The organism is Jeotgalicoccus saudimassiliensis (assembly GCF_000756715.1).
GTDB lineage: Bacteria > Bacillota > Bacilli > Staphylococcales > Salinicoccaceae > Jeotgalicoccus > Jeotgalicoccus saudimassiliensis.
In genome coordinates, this window is sequence record NZ_CCSE01000001.1 from 48,651 (window position 1) to 71,928 (window position 23,278).

Annotated in this window: 20 protein-coding genes; 15 read left to right on the plus strand and 5 right to left on the minus strand. The window is 44.9% G+C overall.

Annotated elements, in window-relative coordinates:
* Positions 1–10 precede the first annotated feature (10 nt).
* Positions 11–1,018, minus strand: coding sequence for an ornithine carbamoyltransferase (gene argF / locus RZ44_RS00275; protein ID WP_035807328.1), 1,008 nt, complete (start codon positions 1,016–1,018; stop codon positions 11–13).
* A gap of 246 nt (positions 1,019–1,264) precedes the next feature.
* On the opposite strand from argF, the gene RZ44_RS00280 reads away from it, so the two are divergent.
* The 7 genes from RZ44_RS00280 (at position 1,265) to RZ44_RS00310 (ending at position 7,748) form a co-directional block, all read left to right on the plus strand.
* Entirely contained in the window at positions 1,265–1,645 is a 381-nt protein-coding gene (locus tag RZ44_RS00280) for a GntR family transcriptional regulator (RefSeq protein ID WP_035807330.1), read from the plus strand.
* Positions 1,642–2,547 (plus strand): ABC transporter ATP-binding protein, encoded by a 906-nt coding sequence (locus RZ44_RS00285; RefSeq protein ID WP_035807332.1) that lies wholly within the window; start codon positions 1,642–1,644, stop codon positions 2,545–2,547. The genes RZ44_RS00280 and RZ44_RS00285 overlap by 4 nt, the downstream gene beginning before the upstream one ends.
* Positions 2,519–4,501: an ABC transporter permease family protein gene (locus RZ44_RS00290; RefSeq protein ID WP_035807335.1), complete on the plus strand. Its 1,983-nt coding sequence runs from the start codon at positions 2,519–2,521 to the stop codon at positions 4,499–4,501. Before RZ44_RS00285 ends, RZ44_RS00290 begins: the two co-directional genes overlap by 29 nt.
* 97 nt (positions 4,502–4,598) lie before the next feature.
* Positions 4,599–5,135: a ribonuclease FAU-1 family protein gene (locus RZ44_RS00295; RefSeq protein ID WP_035807338.1), complete on the plus strand. Its 537-nt coding sequence runs from the start codon at positions 4,599–4,601 to the stop codon at positions 5,133–5,135.
* A gap of 46 nt (positions 5,136–5,181) precedes the next feature.
* Positions 5,182–6,042 carry a LysR family transcriptional regulator gene (locus tag RZ44_RS00300; protein WP_035807341.1) on the plus strand — a complete coding sequence of 287 codons (861 nt, stop codon included), beginning with the start codon at positions 5,182–5,184 and terminating at the stop codon, positions 6,040–6,042.
* A 15-nt stretch (positions 6,043–6,057) separates the two neighbouring features.
* Positions 6,058–7,266, plus strand: a complete 1,209-nt coding sequence (locus tag RZ44_RS00305; protein ID WP_035807343.1) for a sugar efflux transporter — start codon at positions 6,058–6,060, stop codon at positions 7,264–7,266.
* Positions 7,266–7,748 carry a DUF456 domain-containing protein gene (locus RZ44_RS00310; RefSeq protein WP_035807345.1) on the plus strand — a complete coding sequence of 161 codons (483 nt, stop codon included), beginning with the start codon at positions 7,266–7,268 and terminating at the stop codon, positions 7,746–7,748. Before RZ44_RS00305 ends, RZ44_RS00310 begins: the two co-directional genes overlap by 1 nt.
* A 564-nt stretch (positions 7,749–8,312) precedes the next feature.
* Here the strand turns inward: RZ44_RS00310 and RZ44_RS00315 are convergent.
* From RZ44_RS00315 to RZ44_RS00330, 4 genes are read right to left on the minus strand one after another with little or no spacing between them, the layout of a single operon-like run.
* Positions 8,313–9,416 carry an ABC transporter ATP-binding protein gene (locus tag RZ44_RS00315; RefSeq protein ID WP_035807348.1) on the minus strand — a complete coding sequence of 368 codons (1,104 nt, stop codon included), beginning with the start codon at positions 9,414–9,416 and terminating at the stop codon, positions 8,313–8,315.
* A complete protein-coding gene (locus RZ44_RS00320; protein ID WP_035807350.1) occupies positions 9,406–10,413 on the minus strand; it encodes an ABC transporter ATP-binding protein in 1,008 nt (335 codons plus the stop codon). The genes RZ44_RS00315 and RZ44_RS00320 overlap by 11 nt, the downstream gene beginning before the upstream one ends.
* 15 nt (positions 10,414–10,428) lie before the next feature.
* Positions 10,429–11,349 carry an ABC transporter permease gene (locus RZ44_RS00325; RefSeq protein WP_035807353.1) on the minus strand — a complete coding sequence of 307 codons (921 nt, stop codon included), beginning with the start codon at positions 11,347–11,349 and terminating at the stop codon, positions 10,429–10,431.
* 12 nt (positions 11,350–11,361) lie between these two features.
* Positions 11,362–12,270 carry an ABC transporter permease gene (locus tag RZ44_RS00330; protein WP_035807356.1) on the minus strand — a complete coding sequence of 303 codons (909 nt, stop codon included), beginning with the start codon at positions 12,268–12,270 and terminating at the stop codon, positions 11,362–11,364.
* Positions 12,271–12,575: 305 nt separating this feature from the next.
* Between RZ44_RS00330 and RZ44_RS00335 the strand changes: the two genes are divergently transcribed.
* From RZ44_RS00335 to RZ44_RS00370, 8 genes are all read left to right on the plus strand, one after another.
* Complete coding sequence (locus tag RZ44_RS00335) at positions 12,576–14,258, plus strand: glutathione ABC transporter substrate-binding protein (protein WP_231856232.1); 1,683 nt, start codon at positions 12,576–12,578, stop codon at positions 14,256–14,258.
* A 45-nt stretch (positions 14,259–14,303) separates the two neighbouring features.
* The gene (locus RZ44_RS00340) at positions 14,304–15,986 is read left to right on the plus strand and encodes an ABC transporter substrate-binding protein (RefSeq protein ID WP_035807358.1); all 1,683 of its coding nucleotides are present in this window, start codon (positions 14,304–14,306) and stop codon (positions 15,984–15,986) included.
* 110 nt (positions 15,987–16,096) lie between these two features.
* The gene (locus tag RZ44_RS00345) at positions 16,097–17,371 is read left to right on the plus strand and encodes an alcohol acetyltransferase (protein ID WP_035807360.1); all 1,275 of its coding nucleotides are present in this window, start codon (positions 16,097–16,099) and stop codon (positions 17,369–17,371) included.
* 2 nt (positions 17,372–17,373) lie between these two features.
* Positions 17,374–18,039 (plus strand): DUF6320 domain-containing protein, encoded by a 666-nt coding sequence (locus RZ44_RS00350; RefSeq protein WP_035807362.1) that lies wholly within the window; start codon positions 17,374–17,376, stop codon positions 18,037–18,039.
* A 29-nt stretch (positions 18,040–18,068) separates the two neighbouring features.
* Complete coding sequence (locus tag RZ44_RS00355) at positions 18,069–19,040, plus strand: alpha/beta hydrolase (protein ID WP_052108688.1); 972 nt, start codon at positions 18,069–18,071, stop codon at positions 19,038–19,040.
* A gap of 454 nt (positions 19,041–19,494) precedes the next feature.
* Entirely contained in the window at positions 19,495–20,505 is a 1,011-nt protein-coding gene (locus RZ44_RS00360; RefSeq protein ID WP_035807364.1) for a TAXI family TRAP transporter solute-binding subunit, read from the plus strand.
* Entirely contained in the window at positions 20,495–20,968 is a 474-nt protein-coding gene (locus RZ44_RS00365) for a DUF1850 domain-containing protein (RefSeq protein WP_052108690.1), read from the plus strand. Before RZ44_RS00360 ends, RZ44_RS00365 begins: the two co-directional genes overlap by 11 nt.
* Position 20,969: 1 nt before the next feature.
* Positions 20,970–22,961, plus strand: a complete 1,992-nt coding sequence (locus RZ44_RS00370) for a TRAP transporter permease (protein ID WP_035807366.1) — start codon at positions 20,970–20,972, stop codon at positions 22,959–22,961.
* Positions 22,962–23,278 lie beyond the last annotated feature (317 nt).

Consider the following 23,278-nt stretch of genomic DNA (forward strand, 5'->3'; position numbering starts at 1 on the left):
TGATTATTTATCATTGTAAATCCGGTATAAATAAGTTGCCGTTAGTTGCCGCCATAATTGCTTTAATGGAATGCATGCGGTTTTCGCCCTGTTCAAACTGTCTTGCGTAATCTGCTTCGAACACTTCAGATGTAACTTCCATTTCTTCAATACCGAACTCTTCGGCAACATTTTTACCGTAAACCGTATTTGTATCGTGGAATGCCGGCAGGCAGTGCATGAAGATAAACTTCTCACTGACATCTGCAAGGAGCGCCTTGTTGACCTGATAAGGTAGGAGTGTATTCACGCGTTCCTCGAAGTGTTCTTCTTCACCCATCGACACCCATACATCTGTATAAATGACGTTGGCATCTTTGACTGCTGATTTAACATCTGAAGTAATTTCCACTGTTGAGCCGGACTCTTTTGCGTATTCTTTCGCAAGGCTCACGTATGATTCTTCAGGAAACAGTGATTCGGGTGCTGCAATCGTAACGTCGGCACCGAGCAGTGCTGCAGTTACGAGCAGTGAATTTGCCACGTTGTTACGTCCGTCGCCGGAGTAGACAAGTTTAACGCCGTTGAAAGTACTGAACTCTTCTTTAATCGTCATAAAGTCACCGATCATCTGAGTCGGGTGCCAGTCATCTGTCAGACCGTTCCATACGGGGACGCCGGCGTGTGCTGCAAGTTCTTCAACGACTGCCTGGCTCGCACCTCTGAACTCAAGGCCGTCGAACATGCTGCCTAAAATTTTCGCAGTATCGGAAACCGATTCTTTTTTGCCGAGCTGAATATCGCCTGAACCTAAAAACTCAGGTGCAGCACCGAGATCATTTGCTGCGACTGTAAAAGCTGCACGTGTGCGCGTGGAAGATTTCTCAAACAGCAGCGCTATATTTTGTCCCTTTAAATACGTGTGGGAAATATTATTTTTCTTTAATTGTTTTAAGTGAATGGCAAAATCGATTAAATATTCGACTTCCTTTTTGTTGAAATCACTTATTTTTAAAAAACTTTTACCTTGAAAATGCATCAAAACACTCCTTTTTTAGTACATTTATCTAATTAATATTCGTTAAACTGTATAAATATAATTAATGGTTGTTGTATATAATATACCTGTTAAATTTAGAAATCAAGCCCTTTATCGTATAAACTTACTGCAAACTGTATATTTTTAAATTATTAATGAGCTGAATTAATTGTTGACTAATCACTGTATCAACTGTACTATGTTAATTAATACAGTTAGTACAGCAAACCGACAGGAGGTGGATACGTGTTTGATATCGATGAGAAAAGCCGCATGCCTATATACGAACAGATAACAGAGAATGTAAAACGACTGATCATGCAGGGTGTGCTGCTGCCGGATGAAAAATTGCCGTCAGTACGAAGTCTCGCTCAGGAACTTACGATTAACCCCAACACGATCCAAAAAGCTTACAGAGAATTGGAAAGGGAAGGGTATTTAATTTCCCGTCCCGGAAAAGGGAGCTTTGTGAATGATATGACAGAAACGATGAACAGAGAGCACATTAAAACGTTAACCGATGAAGTCGAACGCCTGATCAGGGAACTGGTATTTCTGGATGTACCCGGAGTGAATTTAAAAGAGATTGTAGATAAAGCGGTACGCGAAAAGGAGGGACATGAATGAAGATTGAAGTGAACTCTGTGGACAAGAATTTTGGTAAAAAGAAAGCCGTCACTGCTGTGGATTTATCGGTTGCAGAAGGCACGATACACGGACTGCTCGGTTCGAACGGAGCCGGGAAAACGACGTTAATGAAAGTGATGTCCGGTATTTATAAAGCAGACAGCGGTCAGGTTAACTACGACGGCAGACACGTTTATGAAAATCCGGATGTTAAAAGCGATGTCATCTTCATGCATGATATTCCGTTCTTCTTTAAAGGCGTGACATTAAAGAAAATGGCAAAGTTTTATAAAGCGATGTACAAAAACTGGTCGGATGAACGCTTTACCCAGCTGTCGGAGCACTTTGGCATAGAACCGGGCAGACAGCTGAATCAGCTGTCGAAGGGCATGAAGCGCCAGGCGGCATTCATTTTGGCGTTCTCGGCAAGACCGAAAGTAATGCTGCTCGATGAACCGTTCGACGGTCTGGACCCGATTATGCGCAAGCAGATTAAAAATATTCTGATGCAGGACATCGCCAATCACGGTATGACTGTCGTCGCATCGAGCCACAACTTACGTGAGATGGAAGATCTGTGCGATGCGGTTTCGATTATGCATGGCGGCAGGATACTCTTTCATAAAGAACTGAGTGACATCAGAGGCACACACTGCAAACTGCAAATTGCCTTTAGGGAACTTCCAAAAGAGCAGTTCTTCACAGATCTGAATGTCGTTCACCAGCATGTCAAAGGAAGAATTATTACATGTATCGTCAAAGGTGATATATCGAACCTGGAAGAGAAAGTAACAAAATATAATCCATTAATGTACGACATACTGCCGCTCACACTGGAAGAAATATTTACTTATGAAATGGGGGAACTCGGTTATGAAATCTCAAACATCATTGTTGAATAAAACATTACTCTCCCATTTCAGCGGAACAGTATTCTGGCTGACAGTCGTCTTTATGGCACTGAACATTATTGCGCTGCCGGTATCGATATGGATAGTGACTTATGATCCGATGGCAGCCCCGGATGCGGTCCGGCAAAATGCAGCTGATGTTTTATTCCAGCTGTCGGCCGGTCAGCTGATTATCGGAATGATTTTCACAGTGTTTTTAGCGATGTTTATACTGAATTATTTAAACGATGAAGGCTCATCGGACTTTATGCACGGGCTGCCGGTTAAAAGAACAGCAATGCTGATACATGCACTAATTACAGGATTCACTGCAATTGTCGCGCCTCTTGTGATTACAGCGCTGCTATTAATAGCAGAACGTATGATTTTCATACCTGAAATTACAATGACGGACATAGGCAAATGGTTCCTGTATGCTCTGTTTGTCCACTGTGTAATATTTTCAATCGCAGTTTTTGCAGGGTTTTTAGTCAACGGACTGTTTCTGCACATGCAGATCATTACGTTGATCGTATTTCTGCCTCTCGCATTATGGGGACTGACTTATGTCACTGCTTCAATTCTATACGATGGTATTCCAACTGAGTTTTTTGTTAACTCGGAGCCGGTACTGAATGCGACATTCCCTTATATTGCAGTAATGCAGCTGTATGAAGGCATCAGCATTTTAAAAAGTACCATCTGGGGTATTACAGCCATTGTGCTGATTGCATTAAGTTTTGTACTGTACAAAGCGCGCCGCAATGAAAATGTCACGCATACCTTTAATTTCAAATGGCTGAGAGCGCTGCTCGTTGCGGTAACTACAATTACAGGCATGCTTGCTATTGGTGCCGGCATTTCAATGTTCCTTGCAGCATCAGCCGCGGTCACTGTCATCGGCTTTATTATTGGCGGAGTCATCAGTTACATTATTATTGAAATGCTGTTCCAGCGTAATGCACGAATCCAGCTGGAATGGAAATCTGTATTAACAACACTCTTTATTATTATCGTATTCTGGGGGATCTTTCTGTTCGGCTGGAACAGATACGTCAACTTCGTACCTGCTGCGGATGAAGTAGACAGTGTGTATATTTCAACAGTATACTCAAATGATAATCCGGAAATGACAGCGGAAAATTTCAAAGAAGGTTATCTGCTTCACAGCGATAAAAATACAATTCAGACTGTAATAAAAGTCCATGAGATTACAATTGAAGAAAAAGAACGTCCGGGTGTCGATTACATGGGTGAGAACGGCAATATAGAGATCACTTATAAAATGACGGACGGCAGTTTTGTATCGAGAGAGTTTGATACGATTAAAGCTGATTCACAGGCAATCGCGTCTGTATCGGAAATAAATTCAGCAGAGTACGATGTGCACTCGGATATACTTGCCAATCTGAAAGAAGACAGTGAATTCACTCTTGCACTCGGTATGAATGATGTCAGAGAGGGTGATGACCTGACGGCGGAATATCAGGAGGAACTCGGGACATTAAAAACATACAGACCGGATATTGTGAACAATACCGGACGAGTCAGTGTCGAGCTGTACTTCCATAACGATGGTGCATTCAGCGGCAGCTACGTCTACGGTGAAAGTTCTATTTACAATAAGGCAATAATGGATGCGGTACGCGCCGACTACTTCAACTATACGGACATACTTGATATAGATGAAACGTCAGCGATGTATACAGCGGAGCTCAGCGATGAGCAGATGTACACATTTTTCGAAGACTTTAAAACGATGCCGATTTACGATCTGGCTGATGAATACGAGCTCGGGGAAATTCATGAGTCAAACGGCGGCACAAAAGATATGATAGACCATATAAATGAAGAAGGACTTAATCCACAAGGAAATAAACTGCTGATATACAGCTATCCGTACTTTGGCGGACCAATGCACGAAACACCGGCCGGAATAGACTTCAGCATTTTGGCAATACAATAAAATATAAGAAAAAGTTATAGAGATAGGTAAAATTAATGCCTATCTCTATACTTTTGTTTTCTTTTTTTTGTATAATTATCTGTAGGAGATGAATGCCATGAAAACTAAGTATCTGGATAAGAAAAAATGGCGGCGGCTGGTGCGCTCAAAATATGATGAAATAATCATTACCATCAATGGTGAGAGATTTCTTGCCGGTATGATTCATATGCATAAAGTCCGTGAACCGTTAAGCGTTCCCGTGGTCGGGGAAGATACATTAGTCGTGGCCAACAATTTCAAATGGATGCAGCTCCTGCCTGAAAAACGCAATTACAGTATCACTGTCATGTACGATGAAAGATGGCAGGAAATTCAATATTACTTTGACATAAACTATTCCCATACGCTCGAGCTCGGTAAAGCGAGACGCCAGGATTTATATCTTGATGTGCTGGTACTGCCGGACGGCCGTTATGAGCTCGTAGATGAAGAGGACATAAAACGCGCCTTCAAAAAAGGAGTTATCAATGCGAAAGAAAAAGAATTTGCATATCAGACCGCGCGTGAATTAATGGACGAAATCGATAAGGATTTTAATCAGTTTAAAACACTTGCGGCAGCGTGCCTGAAAGAACTTAAAAAATTAATGTAGAGCCATCCGGACTGTTAAGGATGGCTTATTCAATGGAGGTATTGTCGTGAAAGTAGATGACTATCGTTTACTTGCAACATTAAGCGAAGCGAAAACATTGCGTAAAGCTGCCGAAAAACTGTACATATCACAGCCGGCAGTCAGTCAGCGTCTGAAGTCGATTGAAGACGAGTGGGGTGTACAGATTTTTATCAGAACAAAAAAGGCACTTTATACGACAGGTGTCGGGGAACGTATTATCGCACACGCAAAGAAAGTCGTGGATGAAGAGCGTCTCGTGAAAGATTATATTGCGGCGAACGAAGGTGCAGTTGAAGGTAAAATATCAATCGGCGTATCATCGCTGATCGGTTATACAATTCTGCCGGATATACTGGCTAAATATTTAAACGATTTCCCGAACGTCAACGTTAAAATTGACGTGGGTTCGACGAACGAAATTATCGCGAACCAGGGCGATTATCACTTATCGATTATTCGCGGTTCCCGTGTTCTGAATAAGGAAAATGAACTGCTCTACAGCGATAAACACTACCTCGTCACACCGAAGGACGTGGAACTTGAAGATCTTGCCGTTATCGAATTCCAGGCGGATCCTGATTACATTACACACATTAAAAATTATTTTGAAGCACGCTTCAATATTAAGTATGAACCTCAGATATTCGTCGACCAGATTACGACGTGCCGCGAACTGCTGCGGAAAAAGGTCGGTATAACAGTGCTGCCGGAGCTTGTGCTCGACGGTCTCGACCTCGATAACTACCACATCGAAGAAGTGCTTGTCGGCGATAAACCGCTGACACGGGACACTTTCATTTCTTACGACAAGAGTGTGCTCATGCTGCCGCAGGTAGAGTCTTTTATCAATTTAATCAAGAAAGATTCAATTTCCGGCGAAAATTAAAATCGGGGGACTAATATGGTGAAAGACCTGTTTCAAATACAAAACTATAAACTGTTTTTAACGAATATGACGATGCTCGGGATGGCTGTCGCAATTACCGCGCCGTTCCTCGTTATTTTTATGACGGAAACCCACGGGTTATCCTCTACCGGCTACGGTATATTTATGGCTGCGGCCGCTGTCGGAAGTTTTTTTGTCAATACGATTATGGGACGTTACAGCGACCGGCTGAAATTCGACCGCAAGTATTTAATTATCGCAGCGCTGTTGATGCAGATTCTCGCATTTTTGAGCTTCCTGATTATCCCGAATACGTGGATACTTATCATTTCTTATATTATATTCTTTTCACTTGGAGCTCCCGCAATGCCCCAGCTGTACGCATCGGCACGTGAATCAATTAATCAGTACCGTTCCGGCATCGCAGTAATGGCAAACATGGTGCTTCGCTCGATGTTCAGTTTCGGTTTCCTGTTCGGACCGCTTGTCGGTTCGGTACTTCTTGCACGCTACGACTTTACCGGACTGTTTTTCGGAACGGTCATTATGTTCGCAGTCGTCTTTATGTCGAGCTTTTTAATTAAAAACTCAGCACCGCCTGCCGAGGCTGTACAGGCGATTGAAATTACGAATTATGAAGAACCGAAAAGCCCGAACCTGTTAACGAACCCGGCATTACTTATTCCGTTTATTGCATTCGTCTCTCTGCACGTGGGACAATGGATGTATCTTCTGAACATGCCGCTGTTTGTGACAGGCTATCTCGGGGAAGCGGACAGTGCGGTCGGAATACTCGCGAGTTTATGTGCGGGACTTGAAGTGCCGCTGATGATCTTTATGGGATATGTCGCATCGCGTGTGTCATCGAAGACATTACTGATTATTGCCGGATTCATCGGCAGTATGTACTTTTTATCAATTGGAATATTCGAAAGCTACACAATGATGCTGATCGGGCAGCTGCCTCTTGCGTTATTCCTGGCGATACTTTTGGGACTCGGAATCAGCTACTTCCAGGACCTCCTGCCGCAGTTCCCGGGATACGCATCAACGTTATTCGCAAACGCAATGATCGCCGGGCAGCTGGTCGGGAACTTACTCGGCGGTATTGCCAACGATGCACTCGGCGTGGAAAATTCATTCTACGTGAGCGGCGCATTTTTATTTATCGCATTTATACTGTTCTTCTTCACTAAGAAGGAAGTTAAAAAAGGAGAAATTTGATGGACATTATTTTATGGCTCATTGTCATTGCATCGTTCATACTCGGATTCGCCGGAATTATCTACCCGGTCCTTCCGTCCGTATTGATGTTCTGGGTCGGTTTTTTAGTATATAACTTCTTCATCGGCGACGAACTGTCCTGGATGTTCTGGGTTATCGCAGGTGCACTGACAATCGTCGCATTAATAAGCGACGTCGCAGCAAACAGCTACTTCGTTAAAAAATTCGGAGGCAGCAAAAAAGGCGAGTGGGCAGCCATCATCGGTGCCATCGTCGGCATGTTTATCTACCCGCCGTTCGGGGTGCTGTTCGTACCATTCATCTTTGTCTTCGTCGTCGAATTCATCGAAATCAAAGACATGAACAAAGCCTTCAAAGCATCAATCGGTTCGTTCCTTGCATTCATCTCGAGCGCAATCTTCGATGTCATCATTTACATCTTCCTGATTGTATTCTTCCTGCTGGATGTGTTCTTATACTAAGTTGATAAACACCCGTGCCTCACAGTGATGAGGGCGGGTGTTTTTTGGTGCAATTTATTTTTGGGGGTGGGTTGTTGTTGTTTGGAACTCTATGAGCGCTGTTCATAGAACTTCTGAGGCGCTGGGAATCCTATGAGCGCTGTTCATAGAACTTCTGAGGCGCTGGGATTCCTATGAGCGCTGTTCATAGAACTTCTAAGGCGCTGGGAATCCTATGAGCGCTGTTCATAGAACTTCTAAGGCGCTGGGATTCCTATGAGCGCTGTTCATAGAACTTCTAAGGCGCTGGGAATCCTATGAGCGCTGTTCATAGAACTTCTAAGGCGCTGGGATTCCTATGAGCGCTCTTCATAGAACTTCTGAGGCGCTGGAACTCTATGAGCGCTGTTCATAGAACTTCTGAGGCGCTGGGATTCCTATGAGCGCTGTTCATAGAACTTCTGAGGCGCTGGGAATCCGATGAACCCTCCTCATAGAATTCCCAAGTACAAAATCCCTGCAACACCACCCCCCCCAAATACCAAAAAAGGAACCCCGCACCTGGCGGGGTTCCTCACTACTATATTACTTTTCAGTTTTCGTGTATTCTTCTCCACTGTCTGTTGCTGCTTCTTCGCCTTCGTCATCAAGGATATCACGGACGTTGTACATTTCGTACTGCGGTTCGTGCTTGCCGCTTTGAATGTCGAGTGCGTAGTGACATGAAACTTTGTGGAAGTGTTCCGTGTCAGTGTCTTTCTGCTCAAGGTGCGGTGTTTCCGTGCGGCAGTGGTCTGTCGCGAACGGGCATCTTGTATGGAACCGGCAGCCTGTCGGCGGATCGATTGGCGACGGCACGTCACCGCGCAGGAAGATTCGTTCCGATTTCTTGCTTGGATCCGGTACAGGGATTGCTGACAGCAATGCTTTCGTGTACGGATGCTGAGGGTTATTGAAGATTGACTCTGTATCTCCGACCTCAACGATTTTACCTAAGTACATAACGATAATGCGGTCTGCAACGTGGCGTACAACACCAAGGTCATGTGAGATAAAGAGATAAGTTAAGCCGAGCTCGCGCTGTAATCTCTTTAACAGGTTAAGGACCTGTGCCTGGATTGATACGTCGAGTGCAGATACCGCCTCATCACAGATGATAAGTTTAGGGTTAACTGACAGGGCACGTGCAATACCGATACGCTGACGCTGTCCGCCCGAGAATTCGTGCGGGTAGCGGTCGATCTGGTGGCGCTGCAGTCCGACAGTTTCCATCAATTCCAAAATGCGTTCGTTACGCTCTCTGCGCGGAACGACTTTCTGAATGTCCATCGCTTCCCATAAAGTCTGTCTGACAGTTTTACGCGGGTTAAGCGATGCGTATGGATCCTGGAAAATAATCTGCATGTCTTTTCTCATCTTGCGCATTTCGTCTTTTGACATTGCAAGAACATCTTTACCTTCAAACTCAACTTTACCGCCGGTAGGTTCGTCAAGACGGAGGATGGCACGGCCTGTAGTTGATTTACCACAGCCTGACTCTCCAACGACTGCAACAGTTTCACCTTTATCGATTGAGAAAGTGATGCCGTCTACAGCTTTAACGTGGTTGACTGTACGTCCGAGGAAACCGCCCTTGATCGGGAAGTGCTGCTCGAGGTTTTCAACATTTAATAATGGTTTACTTGGCATTTAATTGTACCTCCTTGTCTCCGTCCCACTGATCTGTATGAATCCAGCATCTTACTTCGTTGCCGTTTCCAAGATCTTCGAGTTCAGGAAGCGTGTTGCATATATCCGATGCGAAAGGGCAGCGGGGTGCAAAACGGCAGCCTGAAGGCATTTCATCCGGTGCGGGTACATTACCTTTAATCGGAATGAGCTCATCCTGCGACTTATCGTGACGCGGTAGTGAGTTAATCAGACCGACCGTGTAAGGGTGTTTCGGGTTTTCAAATAATGTATAAACATCAGCATATTCAACGACTTTACCTGCATACATTACAGCGACGTAATCGCATGTCTCTGCAACAACACCAAGGTCGTGTGTAATCATTACAACACTCATGCCGATTTCTTCCTGAAGTTCTTTTATCAGTTCAAGAATCTGAGCCTGGATTGTAACGTCCAGTGCGGTAGTCGGCTCATCGGCGATCAGCAGCTCAGGCTTACATGCGAGTGCCATCGCGATCATAACGCGCTGTCTCATACCGCCCGATAATTCGAACGGGTACTGGTCAACGCGCTTTTCCGGTGAAGGAATCCCGACGAGTTCAAGCATTTCAATCGCGCGTTTTGTCCCTTCTTTTTTACCGAGGCCTTCGTGGATTTTATACGATTCACGAAGCTGCTGTCCGATAGTGAATGTCGGGTTAAGCGACGTCATCGGCTCCTGGAAAATCATTGAGATTTCGTTACCGCGGATCTGGCGCATACGGGAGTTTTTAACTTTTGTTAAGTCTTCACCTTTATATTTGATGCTTCCCCCGATAATTTTACCGGGCTGTTCAATTAATCTTAATACTGAAAGGGCAGAGATACTTTTCCCTGAACCACTCTCTCCAACGATACCTAAAGTTTTACCTTTAGGTACCTGGAATGTCACTCCGTCGACTGCCTTTACTTCGTTGGAATCAACGAAGAAGGACGTGCGGAGATCGTTTATATCGAGAATAATTTCTTCTGACATGATTTTCACTCCTTCTTAGTTTAAGTCCACTCGTTTGTTAAGCAGTCTGTACGTAATATCAACGACAAGGTTAACGATAACGAATACTACCGCAATAACAAGAATTGCACCCTGAACGACAGGGAAGTCACGCTGCAGAATTGAATCGATGATCAGTCTTCCGAGACCGTTTATCGCAAATACGCTTTCCGTTAATACTGAACCTGCAAGGAATGAACCGAATTGAATACCGATTACAGTTATTACAGGAATCATCGCGTTTTTAAGCGCGTGGCGTAAAATAACTGTACCTTCTTTAACACCTTTGGCACGTGCTGTACGGATGTAATCCTGGTCGATGACGTCCAGCATGCTGCTTCGTGTCATACGTGCGATTATGGCAGCGCCGGCCGTACCGAGTGTGATTACCGGCAGGACGTTCTGATCAATACTGCCCCAGCCCGTAGGTTTAAAGATCTGGAACTCAATTGCAAACCATTGAATTAACATCAGTCCAAGCCAGAAGTTTGGCATTGACAGACCGAATAGTGCAACAACCATCATTGCAACGTCTTCGAATGTATATCTTCTTACTGCTGAAATAATACCTGCAAGCAGACCCCAGAATACACTGAAGATCATAGCCATTACAGAAAGTTCAAAAGTAATAGCGAAACGTGCACTTATATGGTTAAAGACGGGAATGTTGTCACGGATAGATGAACCGAAATCCAGCTGTACCGCGTTCCCTAAAAATCTAAAGTATTGCTCGTAAAGCGGGTCATTTAACCCTAGTCTTGCCTCAATCGCTTTAACAGTCGCTTCCGGCGCACTTTCCCCTGCCATAATAACGGCCGGGTTACCCGGAGTGAGGTGCATCAGACTGAATACGAGTACCGTAACTCCGAGGAGTACGGGAATAAGCTGAAATAATCTGCGAATTATAAATTTAGTCATGATATCCTCCTCCTATTTCTTCGCTTTCGGATCGAGCGCATCGCGCAGACCGTCCCCGAATAAGTTAAATGCGAGTACGACGATAACGATCATCATACCGGGGAAGAACGTAATGTGTGCTGCCTGATACATGTAGTTACGTCCGTCGTTAAGCATAGCTCCCCACTCAGGAGTCGGCGGCTGTACACCTAAACCAAGGAAAGACAGACCCGCTGCTGATAAAATCGCTGTTGCGATAAATAATGTTGTGTTAACGATAATCGGTGACATTATATTCGGCAGAATATGCTGGAATATAATTTTTCCGTCGCGTGCACCCAATGCTCTGATGGCATCGATGTACTCTAGTTTGCGCGTAGTCAGTGTTGACCCGCGGACAATACGTGCGAACTGAGGCAGTGCCCCGATTGCGATGGCAACTGTTACGTTAAACGTGCTTCCGCCAAGTACACTTACGATTGCAAGAGCAAGTAAGATACCAGGGAACGCGAGAAGTACGTCCATTAAACGCATGATGACTGTATCCAGCCATCCGCCGTAATAACCTGCGAGAAGACCGATTGGCACTCCGACCAGTGCAGCCATAAATGTTGCTGCGAAACCTACACCCAGTGTTATGTACATACCGTGCAGAATACGATAAAAGATATCGCGGCCCAGGTGATCTGTACCGAACCAGTACTGTGCTGAAGGACCCATCAGCTTATCAGTAAGGTTGGTGGCGTTTGAATTCACGCCTAATATATTATAGTTGGCGTCCAGTGCGCCGAAGATTGAAACAAAAAATAAAAACACCAATACGTAAAGACCGACGAGTGCTGCTTTGTTTTTTCGAAGCTTCTTGTAGAAGTCTTTGAAATTGTCGAGTCTACGATTGGCAGGTTTTCTTACTGGAACCTGACTTGGTTGTATATTGGACATACAACTTAACCCCCTCTTGTAACTAAATATTTAGACTACTCAAAAAATAACAGACATATTTACTCATAATACATCGTTGTATAGACTATAACAAGAAAGAAATACATTAGTCTATACTTTTTACTGCCAATATTCACAAAACTCTACATAATTGAAAGCGTTTCCTCACGTGTATCAAGGGGTTCATCAATATGTAATCTTTAAAATAGATGTTGCATTCCCTTAATTCCTAGTGCTATAATCTGAATTACAATACATACAAGATAACTATGAATTAATAGTATCACAATAACGGAGGCTGTAAATTGGCAAAAAAATATTTTACATATCTATTAATGGCGGCAATGATAATGGTGCTCGCTGCATGTACGGACGATTCAGATGTGGAAGTTGCGGATGAAGAAGGAAATACTGGAGAAACGTCATCAGGCGGAGACCTCGTTGCTTCATATGCAACTGATGTATCGTCACTTGATCCGGCAGGACAGAACGACCTTCCGTCGGACCAGCGCAGAAACGTTATATATGAAGGACTTTTATATTTAAACGATGAATTGGAGCCGGAACCGCGTCTTGCGACTGATTACGAGCAGACGGATGACACGACGTGGGTGTTCAATCTCCGTGAAGGTGTTGAATTCCACGACGGCACTGAATTTACTGCCGAAGCAGTTAAAGCGAATATTGAACGTGTTGTCGATCCGGCAGTCGCATCATCACGTGCGAACATTTTCGAAATGATTGAAGAAGTAAATGTTATCGATGATTACACAGTGGAAATCGTCACAGAATATCCTTTTGCGCCGCTGCCGAAATATCTGGCACACGATGCCGGCGGCATGGTTTCAAAAGCAGTGATCGATGAAGACTACCAGAACGCGATTGATGAAGCGGAACTCGACATTACACTCGATGAATTTTACGCACAGCGTCAATCAGGCGGAGAAGAGTACGCTGAAACAGCTGACGCAGTCGGCCGTGCAACGGGAACAATCGTCGAACAGAAACCTGTCGGTACAGGCTATATGAAATTCCAGTCCCGTTCACCGGGTGAAAAAGTTGTCGTTGAACGTTTCGATAACTATTGGGATGAGCCGGCAAAACTCGACACGGTTACATTTAAAGTCGTCGCAGAAGATGCGTCACGCATTGCAGAACTGGAGAGCGGACAGTCACACTTCATTCAGGGCTTCGATAACGGACAATGGGAACGTATTGAAAACCATCCGGAAATGGAAACTCATCCGGTATACAACCTTTCAAATGAATATGTCGGCATGAATACCGAAAAAGGACCGCTCGAAGATAAGAGAGTGCGTCAGGCAATCGGACACATGGTCGACAAAGAAACAATTATGGAAGGTATCTACTACGGCGTCGGCCGCACGATGAAGGGCGCGCTGCAGGAAGAGATTCTCGGATACAACGAAAACCTTGAAGATCTGGAATACAATCCGGAACGCGCCAAAGAACTGCTTGAAGAAGCGGGCTACGGTGACGGATTTGAGTTAAACATTATGACAAACGACACACCTGAACGTGTCGACCTTGCGATTTACCTGCAGGAAGAGTTTAAGGAAGCCGGTATTACATTAAACATTGAACAGCTTGAATGGGGCGCGTACTTAGAAGCAGTCTCAAACGGCGAACACGATTTATTCATCCTAGGCTGGCCGAACCCGGTCGGTGACCCTGACCAAGGCATCTGGCCATTGTTCCATTCTTCTATGAAAGGTGCACCGGGTAACCGTTCATTCTTTGACAACGCGGAAGTCGATAAACTGCTCGAAGAAGGACGCAGAGAATTAGATGAAGAAAAACGTAAAGAAATCTATCAGGAAATCGATAAAATACTCGTCGAAGAACAGCCGGCAGTATTTATCAGACAGTCACAGAGCGCAAACGCAGTACGCACGGAAGTGGACGGACTGTACATTAACCACTTCAACAAACCGGATTTCAGAAATGTCACTATCAATGAGCAATAGGTGTTTATCATAAAAAATCAGTCTTAATTCAGGGGGATATATAATATGAAGTATTTGAAACGTTTTACAATCGCTGCAATGACACTGGGACTTGCGGCATGTACGACTGATGCGAATGTGGAAGTTGCAGATGAAAACGGCGAAACGAATACTTCAGGGGGAGATTTCATCGCATCATATGCGAGTGATACCTCATCGCTTGATCCAGCCGGGCAGAATGATCTGCCTTCCGATCAGCGGAGAGACGTATTATATGAAGGGTTATTTGATATAGACGAGAATATGGAGCCGGAAATGACACTGGCAGCGGATTTTGAACAGGTGAATGATACGACTTGGAAATTCAGTCTGAGAGATGATGTGAAGTTCCATGATGGCACAGATTTTAATGCAGAAGCTTTTAAAGCGAGCATTGAACGAATTGTTGACCCGGCTGTCGCGTCATCCCGTGCAAATATTTTTGAAATGATTACTGAAATTAATATCATCGACGATTACACGGTTGAAGTGATCACGGAGTATCCGTTTGCAGCGCTGCCGAACTATCTGGCGCATGATGCCGGCGGTATTGTCTCAAAAGCAGTTATCGATGAAGATTATCAGAACGCAATCGATAATGCAGGGCTTGATATGACAGCGGATGAATATTACGAACTCCGTGAAACAGGCGGCGAAGCATTCGAGAAAACTGCGAATGCAATCGGCGGCGATACGGGTGCAGTGATTGAACAGAACCCAGTCGGTACAGGATACATGAAATTCCAGTCGAGAACTCCGGGGGAATCGGTCGTCGTTGAACGCTTTGATGACTACTGGCGTGAACCGGCAAAAATCGATACGCTGACATTCAAAGTTGTTACTGAATCAACAGCACGTATGGCGGAGCTTGAAACAGGACAGTCTCACTTTATATACGGCATTGAAAACTCCCAGTGGGACAGACTGGCAAACAATCCGGAGCTGCAGACAGAAGACGGCATTTACAACATTTCAAATGAGTACATCGGCATGAATACAGAAAAAGGTGCGCTTAAAGATAAGAGAGTGCGTCAGGCAATTGCTCATATGGTTGACAAAGAAGCGATTATGGAAGGCGTCTATTACGGACAGGGGCGCACGATGAAAGGTGCGCTGCAGGAAGAAGTACTCGGATATAACGAGGACCTCGTTGACCTTGAATATGACCCTGAACGTGCAAAAGAGTTAATGAAAGAAGCGGGCTACGAAGAAGATCTGAACTTAAAAATAATGACGAATGATGTACCGGAGCGTGTCGATATCGCGATACTGCTGCAGGAAGAACTGAAAGAAATCGGCATTAACCTGGAAGTTGAACAGCTTGAGTGGGGAACGTATCTTGAAGCAATCTCGAACGGCGAGCACGATTTATTTATACTCGGCTGGCCGAACGCAGTAGGCGACCCGGATCAGGGCTTATGGCCATTATTCCATTCATCGATGAAAGGATCGGCCGGTAACCGTGCATTCTTTGACAATAGAGAAGTCGATAAACTGCTTGAAGCCGGACGCCGGGAATCGGATACGGAAAAACGCGAGGAGATTTATCAGCAGGTCGACAAAATACTTGTTGAAGAACAGCCGTCTGTCTTTATAAGACAGGCTCAGGGGCCGCAGGCTTACCGTAAAGAAGTCGGTAATTTTAATCCGGGAGCTCTCGGCAAACCGGATTTCAGAACGGTCACACTGGAAGAACAGCCGGAGGAATAAAAATGAAACAGAAGCGGAACTGCTATTAATCTAGCGGGTTTTGCTTCTGTTTTTTTCCTTCAGCATATACAATTTAACTAATATAAAAATTGCACGGCGGAGGTAGTAATATGGATCAGTGGTATAAAATAGATAATACAGGGAAAATATTTCACGCAGTATCGAATGCTTCGAACTCTGCAGTGTTCCGTGTATCGATGACGCTTCACGAAATGATTGATCCTAAAATTCTGCAGGAAGCGCTGGATACGGTGGCGCTCCGGTTCCCGACACTGACGGTCAGAGTGCGTAAGGGACTATTCTGGGATTTCCTCGAGCAGAATGATCAGGTGCTGCTTGTTAAAGAAGAAACGGACTATCCGTGTGCACCGATAGACAGAAAAGAAAATAATGCATTTTTAATCCGTGTGCTGTACTTTAAAAAACGTATTTCAGTGGAAGTGTTCCACTCTCTGACAGACGGCGGCGGCGCGACGGAGTTTTTAAAAACGTTAACGTACGAATACTTAACGTTAAAAGGCGAACCTGTTGAGGCGGACGGCACATATCTTATGCTGCCGCATGATATACCGAAACGCGAAGAAGTGGAAGACAGCTTCGAGAAATATGCAACATCACGGACAGTGAAGAATCCGGGATCAAGCGATAAAAAAGCGTACCAGCTGAAAGGGACGGCATTAAACCCGCCGGGTATTAACGTTATCCAGGGTGTTGTGGATGCCAAAGCACTTAATACATTCGCAAAAGCACAGGGCACGTCGCTGACGGGATTCATTACGAGTGTGCTGATTAAGGTCATTCATATGGAAAAACACCATGAAAAAACCAAATCATCGCTGATAACTGTAGCAATGCCGGTGAGCCTCAGAAGACATTTCCCTTCAGTCTCAATCCGCAACTTTTTCTCGGTATCGAATATCGGCGTGAAGATGAACGACGATGTACCGCTTGAAAAAATTATCGACGAGGTGACTCAGCAGCTGATTGCTAAAACCGATAAGAACTTTTTGCAGGAAGGCATTAACCGGTTCGTCGCTTTTCAGAGTCACTTATGGCTCAGAATCGTTCCTGTATTTATTAAATATCCGGTTATGCGCTTTGCATTTAACCAGTTCGGTGAACGAGCTAAGACGATTACGGTATCGAACCTCGGCAATGTGCAGCTGCCTGAATCGATGCGGCCATATGCTGATTCGATGGATGTCGTACTTTATCCGACGAATAAAAGTCCAATTAATTGCGGCACGGCAACAGTAAACGATAAATTAACCATTACATTTTCACGGTCAATAGAAGAGAATGAAGTTATAAAAACATTTTTCAAAGAAATTACAAGACTTACAGGGCTCGATGTGACAGTATCTTCAAACGGATGGGGTGAGTAGCAATGAACAGATGCACGGAATGTGAAATCATCACGGCAGAAAATACATGTCGGCTGTGCCATAGAGTGCTGGCTGAGGACGGAAATGCTGAAGAAAACCGGGCGTACCCGGTCTATGATCAGCAGGAATATAAAACCCGTGCACGTATTTCAAAACTCGCAATTATCGGCGGCCTACTTGCTACGCTGATCTGCTTCGCCGTGAACTTAATCGTTATGCCGCACTTCCTGTGGGTATTTTACGTGGCGGTCGCAGTCTTTTATCTGCTCGTATCACTGAACCATACGATACTGTCGGCATCGCACCTCGGCGGTAAAATAACCGCGCAGGTCATCAGTCTGACCATACTGCTGCTCGTTATCGACGGCATGTCCGGCTCAATGCAGTGGTCAGTTAATTACGTCGTACCGTTCGTGATTATTGCAGGCATTCTGCTGATTTCAATCATGATGCTGAAAGTCCGCATGAAATGGACGGGCTACATCAGTTTCTTATTGATGATGATCGGCTTTGGATTTCTGCCGCTTATACTTTATTTATCAGGCGTCGCAGATGTTCTCTGGCCGAGCGTCTCTGCAGGATCATTTGGCGTGGCGACGTTTATCGCAATGCTGCTCGTTGCCAACCAGTCAGTAATGACCCAGCTCGGCAGAAGATTTCATTTTTAATATAATAGAAGATAAAAGGGACGGATGAGATGAAAGTACTATTCAGAGGTGTGGCGGTTTTGACCGCAATATCCGGTGTTTTTATGTATATCTACCGGGCATTGTTTGTAAATAAAAGGAGTATCGGCAGCGAACTCGCCGAAGACTTAATCAGAGTGGCGAACTTTGATATCGCTGATGTGGATGATGAAATGCTCGAGCGTAATGCTGAAGAAAACCGGCAGGAGTACGAAATTCCGAGGAGCATTTTAAGGTCACATATCGGGAGTTATGAATTGGATGGTATGAAAATATTCACCATTTCTCCTAAACATGAGAAGCGGAAGCAGCGGGTATTGTACCTGCACGGCGGAGGATACATAAACCAGCCGTCAGTATTCCACTGGCGATTTTTAAGCAAGCTCGTTAAAGAAACAGCAATGGAATTTATCGTGCCGATATATCCGAAAACACCGGAGCATACTTACGATGAAGCATACGAACAGGTGCAGAAATTATATAAACAGCTCGTGAGTGAGAACGGCAATATCATTATTATGGGAGACTCGGCAGGCGGCGGGCTGACACTGGGGTTAGTGCAGTGGCTGAAGAAAGAACAGCTGCCGATGCCGAAAGCGCAGATTGTGATTTCGCCGTGGCTCGATATTACACTGGGGAACCCGGATATAGAAGCGTTCGAAACAGTTGAACCGATGCTGAAACCCGACAACCTGAAAATTATCGGAAAAATCTGGTCGGGCGATGCAGATCCGGATTACTATAAAGTATCGCCGATGTATGGTGAATTGGCGGGGCTGCCGAAACTTTATCTGATTGTCGGGACACGTGAGATTATCCTGCCCGACGCACGGAAATACGTGCAGCTGCTTGAAGCGGCCGGTGCAGACTACGAATATTACGAATACGAGATGCAGAATCACGTCTTTCCGCTGTATCCGATAAAAGAAGGTATCGATGCGAGAAAACAGATCGGTGAAATACTGATTGGTTATGATGAATAGGTGTTGGAATGGGGAGTGCAGCTGAGGCTGCGCTTTTTTGTATGGGCGGGTGTGCGAGGTCTGTTGGAACGACGGTGATTTTATGTCGTAACTTAATCGGTTTTATAATCTGAGCGTTCTCGGTTCACAACAAGCATCCGCTGTTGTCATTCCAGCGGCTCCGGTTCACAACGGGCATTCGCCGTTGTTAATCCAGCCCTTCCGGTTCACAACGGGCATTCGCCGTTGTTAATCCAGCGGCTCCGGTTCACAACAGGCATTCGCCGTTGTTAATCCAGCCCTTCCGGTTCACAACAGGCATCCGCCGTTGTTAATCCGACCACCCTCATCTCAGCTTGTCCTTAAAAACTGTGACAATCCCCAATAAGTTATTAGAAAATTAAAAAAGTTAGCGTTTTCATGACGGGATAATTCTGTTATACTTCTAGTTAATTACATAAGGAGGAGGCATACTATGAAATTTAATAAATACTTAGCAATGTTACTAGGTGCGACATTAGTACTTTCTGCGTGTGGTGATGACTCGGGTGAAGAGGATTCAGCGGCAGATACAGAAGAAGCGGCAGATGGTGAAGAGTCTTCCGGTGATGCAGCTTCACTTGATACAAATATCGTAACTATCGCTACCGGCGGTTCATCGGGTCCTTACAATATTATTGCAACAACGCTCGCAGAGGGTTACAGCAGTGAATTCGATGTGAACTCAAGAACACAAACAACTGGTGCTTCAGCGGAAAACTTAAACTTAATGGCGGAAGAGAAAGTCGAAATGTCATTTGTAATGAGTGATGCTTTAACTCAGGCGGTTAACGGTGAAGAGACGTTCTCTGAACCGATTGACAACATTCAGCAGGTGGCGGCACTTTATCCTAACTTTGTTCAGTTAATTTCAACTGACGGTGCGGGGATTGAAAGTGTTGAAGATCTTGCAGGCAAACGCGTCGCAGTTGGTGACCAGAACTCGGGTGTTGAAATCGCAACACGTGCGGTGCTGGAAGCTCACGGTTTGTCTTACGATGATATTGAAGTCGACTACTTAGGTTATGCGGAAGCATCTGAAGCAATGCGGGGCGGACAGCTTGATGCGGCATTCTTAACAAGCGGTCTGCCTAACGCATCAGTAATGGAACTTCAAAACTCAGTAGATCTTAAAATTGTCCCGATTGAACAGGAAGCTGTAGATGTACTGAGCGAAGATGCAGATTACTTCGAAGCACTTGAAATCCCTGCAGATACGTACGGCAACGAAGAAGCTGTACCGACTGTAGCAATTATGAACGCACTCGTTGTCCGTTCGGATATGAGTGAAAATGATGTCTACAACTTAACGAAATACCTGTTTGAAAATCTGGATACTTTAAGCAATGCCCATCAGGCAGCTGGAGATATCGATGTTGAAACGGCACAAGACAGCGCCGTTATTGATATCCACCCTGGAGCACAAAAGTATTACGATGAGCAGTAAATTAAAATGGATGATTATGGGGAGCATGCTCGTTGTGCTCCTTTTCATCTTTCTGCTTCCGCAAAAAAAGATTGTAATTGATGCTGAAAGTGCCGGAGATCTTTATCTTCCTCCGGACACTTTTGAAATTCACTGGATTCATTCCATTGAGAAAGAAGAATGGTTCGAAGTTTACGATATAGAAAACGACGGTTTTATTTTAACGGAGTCGCATTTTAAAACGTTTGGTGCCGGTGTACCAAGTGATTCGGATGAGCCGGCTGAAATGACAGAGGACGGTTTCGTAAAGTACACGGTAAACGACCCGTATCCGGATATTTATCTGAACGTTTCTGATAATGTCGAAACGAAAATTGTCCAGAATCAAGAAGAAATCCTGCTGTACGAATTGTATAAACCGTATACAGCGGTTGAGATTACTGTTAAAAATATACCTTTAATAAAACAAATTCTGGGGGGTTAATATGAACAAGCGCACAGAACCGGCAGTCGCTCCTGATACGCAGGCGATTCAGGAGAAATATGATAAAGATGCACGAACGCGGAAATTCAGCAGTAAAGGCACCATATGGACAGTAACAATTTTAGCGGTGCTGTACTCGCTCTTCCATTTATATATGGTATTTAACCCGATGCCTGCACTGCAGCAGCGCTCGATTCACGTCGCAGTCGGACTGGCATTAGTTTATATGCTGTACCCGATGTTTAAAAAACAGGATAGATCGAAACTTCCAATTTTAGACTGGGTGCTGGCAGCAGCAAGTTTATTTACAGCCGGATACATATTAATTGAGTACCAGGCTATTGTGACAGAACGCGGCGGCATTCCGAACAATGTCGATATAGTGATGGCGATTGTAACCGTGCTGTTAATACTTGAAGCGGCACGCCGTGTTACGGGCTGGATACTGCCGATACTGGCATTAATCTTTTTAGTTTATCCATTTATCAGTCATCTCGATTTTCTGCCGAATATGATGATGACGCGTCCGTTCGACCTTGGAGATATTTTTGGGCAGCTGTATTTAAAAACTGAAGGACTGTATTCCACAGCTATCGGTGCATCTGTAAACTTTATCTTCCTGTTTATTTTATTTGGTGCCTTTCTTCAAAAGTCCGGGATGGGTCAATTCTTTAATGATCTGGCGATGGCATTGGCCGGTGCCCAGCGGGGCGGACCGGCTAAAGTTGCTGTAGTATCGAGCGGGTTTATGGGAAGTATTAACGGTGCAGCAGTTGCGAACGTTGTAAGTACCGGTGCATTTACAATTCCTTTAATGAAAAAAATCGGTTATCACAGAAATTTTGCCGGAGCAGTTGAAGCCAGTGCCTCTGTCGGCGGACAGATACTGCCGCCGATTATGGGTGCGAGTGCATTCATTATGGCTGAAACGACTGGTATTAATTACGGTACTATCGCTCTCGCTGCATTGCTCCCGGCATTGTTATATTACTTTGCAGTAATCCTGCAGGTACATTACAGAGCAGGAAAACGGGATTTAAAAGGAATTCCGAAAGCAGACCTGCCGAGAGTGAAACAGGTCATGAAAGAACGCGGACATCTGCTGATTCCGCTGGTCGGTTTAATTGTGATGCTGTTTATGAACATGCCGATTCCAAGAGCGGCGATCTTCACAATCTTCCTGACAATTATCATTGCGACATTAAGAAAAACGACGCGCATGTCATTTAAAGATATTTTCGATGGTCTTGCACTTGGTGCCCAGCAGGCGTTATCGGTTATGATTGCCTGTGCGGTTGTCGGAATCATTATCGGAGTTGTATCATTAACAAGTTTCGGTGCGATTATGACATCAGCGATTGCAGGACTTGGCGGAGGTTCATTACTTCTGACATTATTCTTTACGATGATTGCATCAATGGTGCTCGGTATGGGTCTGCCGTCAATTCCGGCATACATCATCACAGCAACAATGGCGGCACCGGCACTAGCAGAATTCGGTGTGCCGATTCTGTTAGCGCACATGTTCGTATTCTACTTTGGTATATTTGCAAACGTCACACCGCCGGTAGCACTTGCGGCATTCGCCGGTGCGGGAATCGCCGACGGAGATCCGATGAGAACCGGATTCCAGGCATTGAAACTGTCACTCGCAGGATTCCTGATTCCGTTTATCTTCATCTATGAACCGGCTATGCTGCTCGTTGACGTTGAAGGGCTGATGACTAATGCGCGGGAATATCCGTTTGCAAGTATTATGGACATCGTCATAGTGCTCATCAGTACCGCGATTGGACTGACAGCATTGTCAGCGGGACTTGAAGGATTCTTCAAAACACACATTAATCCGGTAATCCGGGCGGTTCTAATCGCATCAGCAGTTCTGCTGGTCGTTCCGGAAACGTACACGGACATTATTGGACTAAGCGTTGCAATAATAATTTTTGTGCTAAACTATGCGAAATGGAAAAAAGAAGAACCTGCAGCAGTTTAAATTGATAAAAATCGCAGCACCCCTGAAACCGGACTTTAAGTTTGGTTCGGGGGTGCTTTTGATTGTGAGGGCAGAGTGTTTGTTCGATGATGATAGCATTCCGGTGTTGTATTTTAAAAGTTTTTCCAGCCTTAGTGTTACCGGTTCACAACAGGCATCCACCGTTGTTAATCCAGCGGCCCCGCTCCACAACAGGTACCCACCGTTGTCAATCCAGCGGCCCCGCTCCACAACAGGCATCCGCCGTTGTTAATCAAGCGGCCCCGCTCCACAACAGGCATCCGCCGTTGTTAATCAAGCGGCCCCGATTCACAACA

Coding starts and splice junctions, on each gene's coding strand:
- argF (WP_035807328.1), bottom strand. CDS start 1,018: ATGCATTTTCAAGGTAAAAGTTTTTTAAAAATAAGTGATTTCAACAAA.
- RZ44_RS00285 (WP_035807332.1), top strand. CDS start 1,642: ATGAAGATTGAAGTGAACTCTGTGGACAAGAATTTTGGTAAAAAGAAA.
- RZ44_RS00290 (WP_035807335.1), top strand. CDS start 2,519: ATGAAATCTCAAACATCATTGTTGAATAAAACATTACTCTCCCATTTC.
- RZ44_RS00295 (WP_035807338.1), top strand. CDS start 4,599: ATGAAAACTAAGTATCTGGATAAGAAAAAATGGCGGCGGCTGGTGCGC.
- RZ44_RS00305 (WP_035807343.1), top strand. CDS start 6,058: ATGGTGAAAGACCTGTTTCAAATACAAAACTATAAACTGTTTTTAACG.
- RZ44_RS00310 (WP_035807345.1), top strand. CDS start 7,266: ATGGACATTATTTTATGGCTCATTGTCATTGCATCGTTCATACTCGGA.
- RZ44_RS00315 (WP_035807348.1), bottom strand. CDS start 9,416: ATGCCAAGTAAACCATTATTAAATGTTGAAAACCTCGAGCAGCACTTC.
- RZ44_RS00320 (WP_035807350.1), bottom strand. CDS start 10,413: ATGTCAGAAGAAATTATTCTCGATATAAACGATCTCCGCACGTCCTTC.
- RZ44_RS00325 (WP_035807353.1), bottom strand. CDS start 11,349: ATGACTAAATTTATAATTCGCAGATTATTTCAGCTTATTCCCGTACTC.
- RZ44_RS00330 (WP_035807356.1), bottom strand. CDS start 12,270: ATGTCCAATATACAACCAAGTCAGGTTCCAGTAAGAAAACCTGCCAAT.
- RZ44_RS00340 (WP_035807358.1), top strand. CDS start 14,304: ATGAAGTATTTGAAACGTTTTACAATCGCTGCAATGACACTGGGACTT.
- RZ44_RS00345 (WP_035807360.1), top strand. CDS start 16,097: ATGGATCAGTGGTATAAAATAGATAATACAGGGAAAATATTTCACGCA.
- RZ44_RS00350 (WP_035807362.1), top strand. CDS start 17,374: ATGAACAGATGCACGGAATGTGAAATCATCACGGCAGAAAATACATGT.
- RZ44_RS00355 (WP_052108688.1), top strand. CDS start 18,069: ATGAAAGTACTATTCAGAGGTGTGGCGGTTTTGACCGCAATATCCGGT.
- RZ44_RS00360 (WP_035807364.1), top strand. CDS start 19,495: ATGAAATTTAATAAATACTTAGCAATGTTACTAGGTGCGACATTAGTA.
- RZ44_RS00365 (WP_052108690.1), top strand. CDS start 20,495: ATGAGCAGTAAATTAAAATGGATGATTATGGGGAGCATGCTCGTTGTG.
- RZ44_RS00370 (WP_035807366.1), top strand. CDS start 20,970: ATGAACAAGCGCACAGAACCGGCAGTCGCTCCTGATACGCAGGCGATT.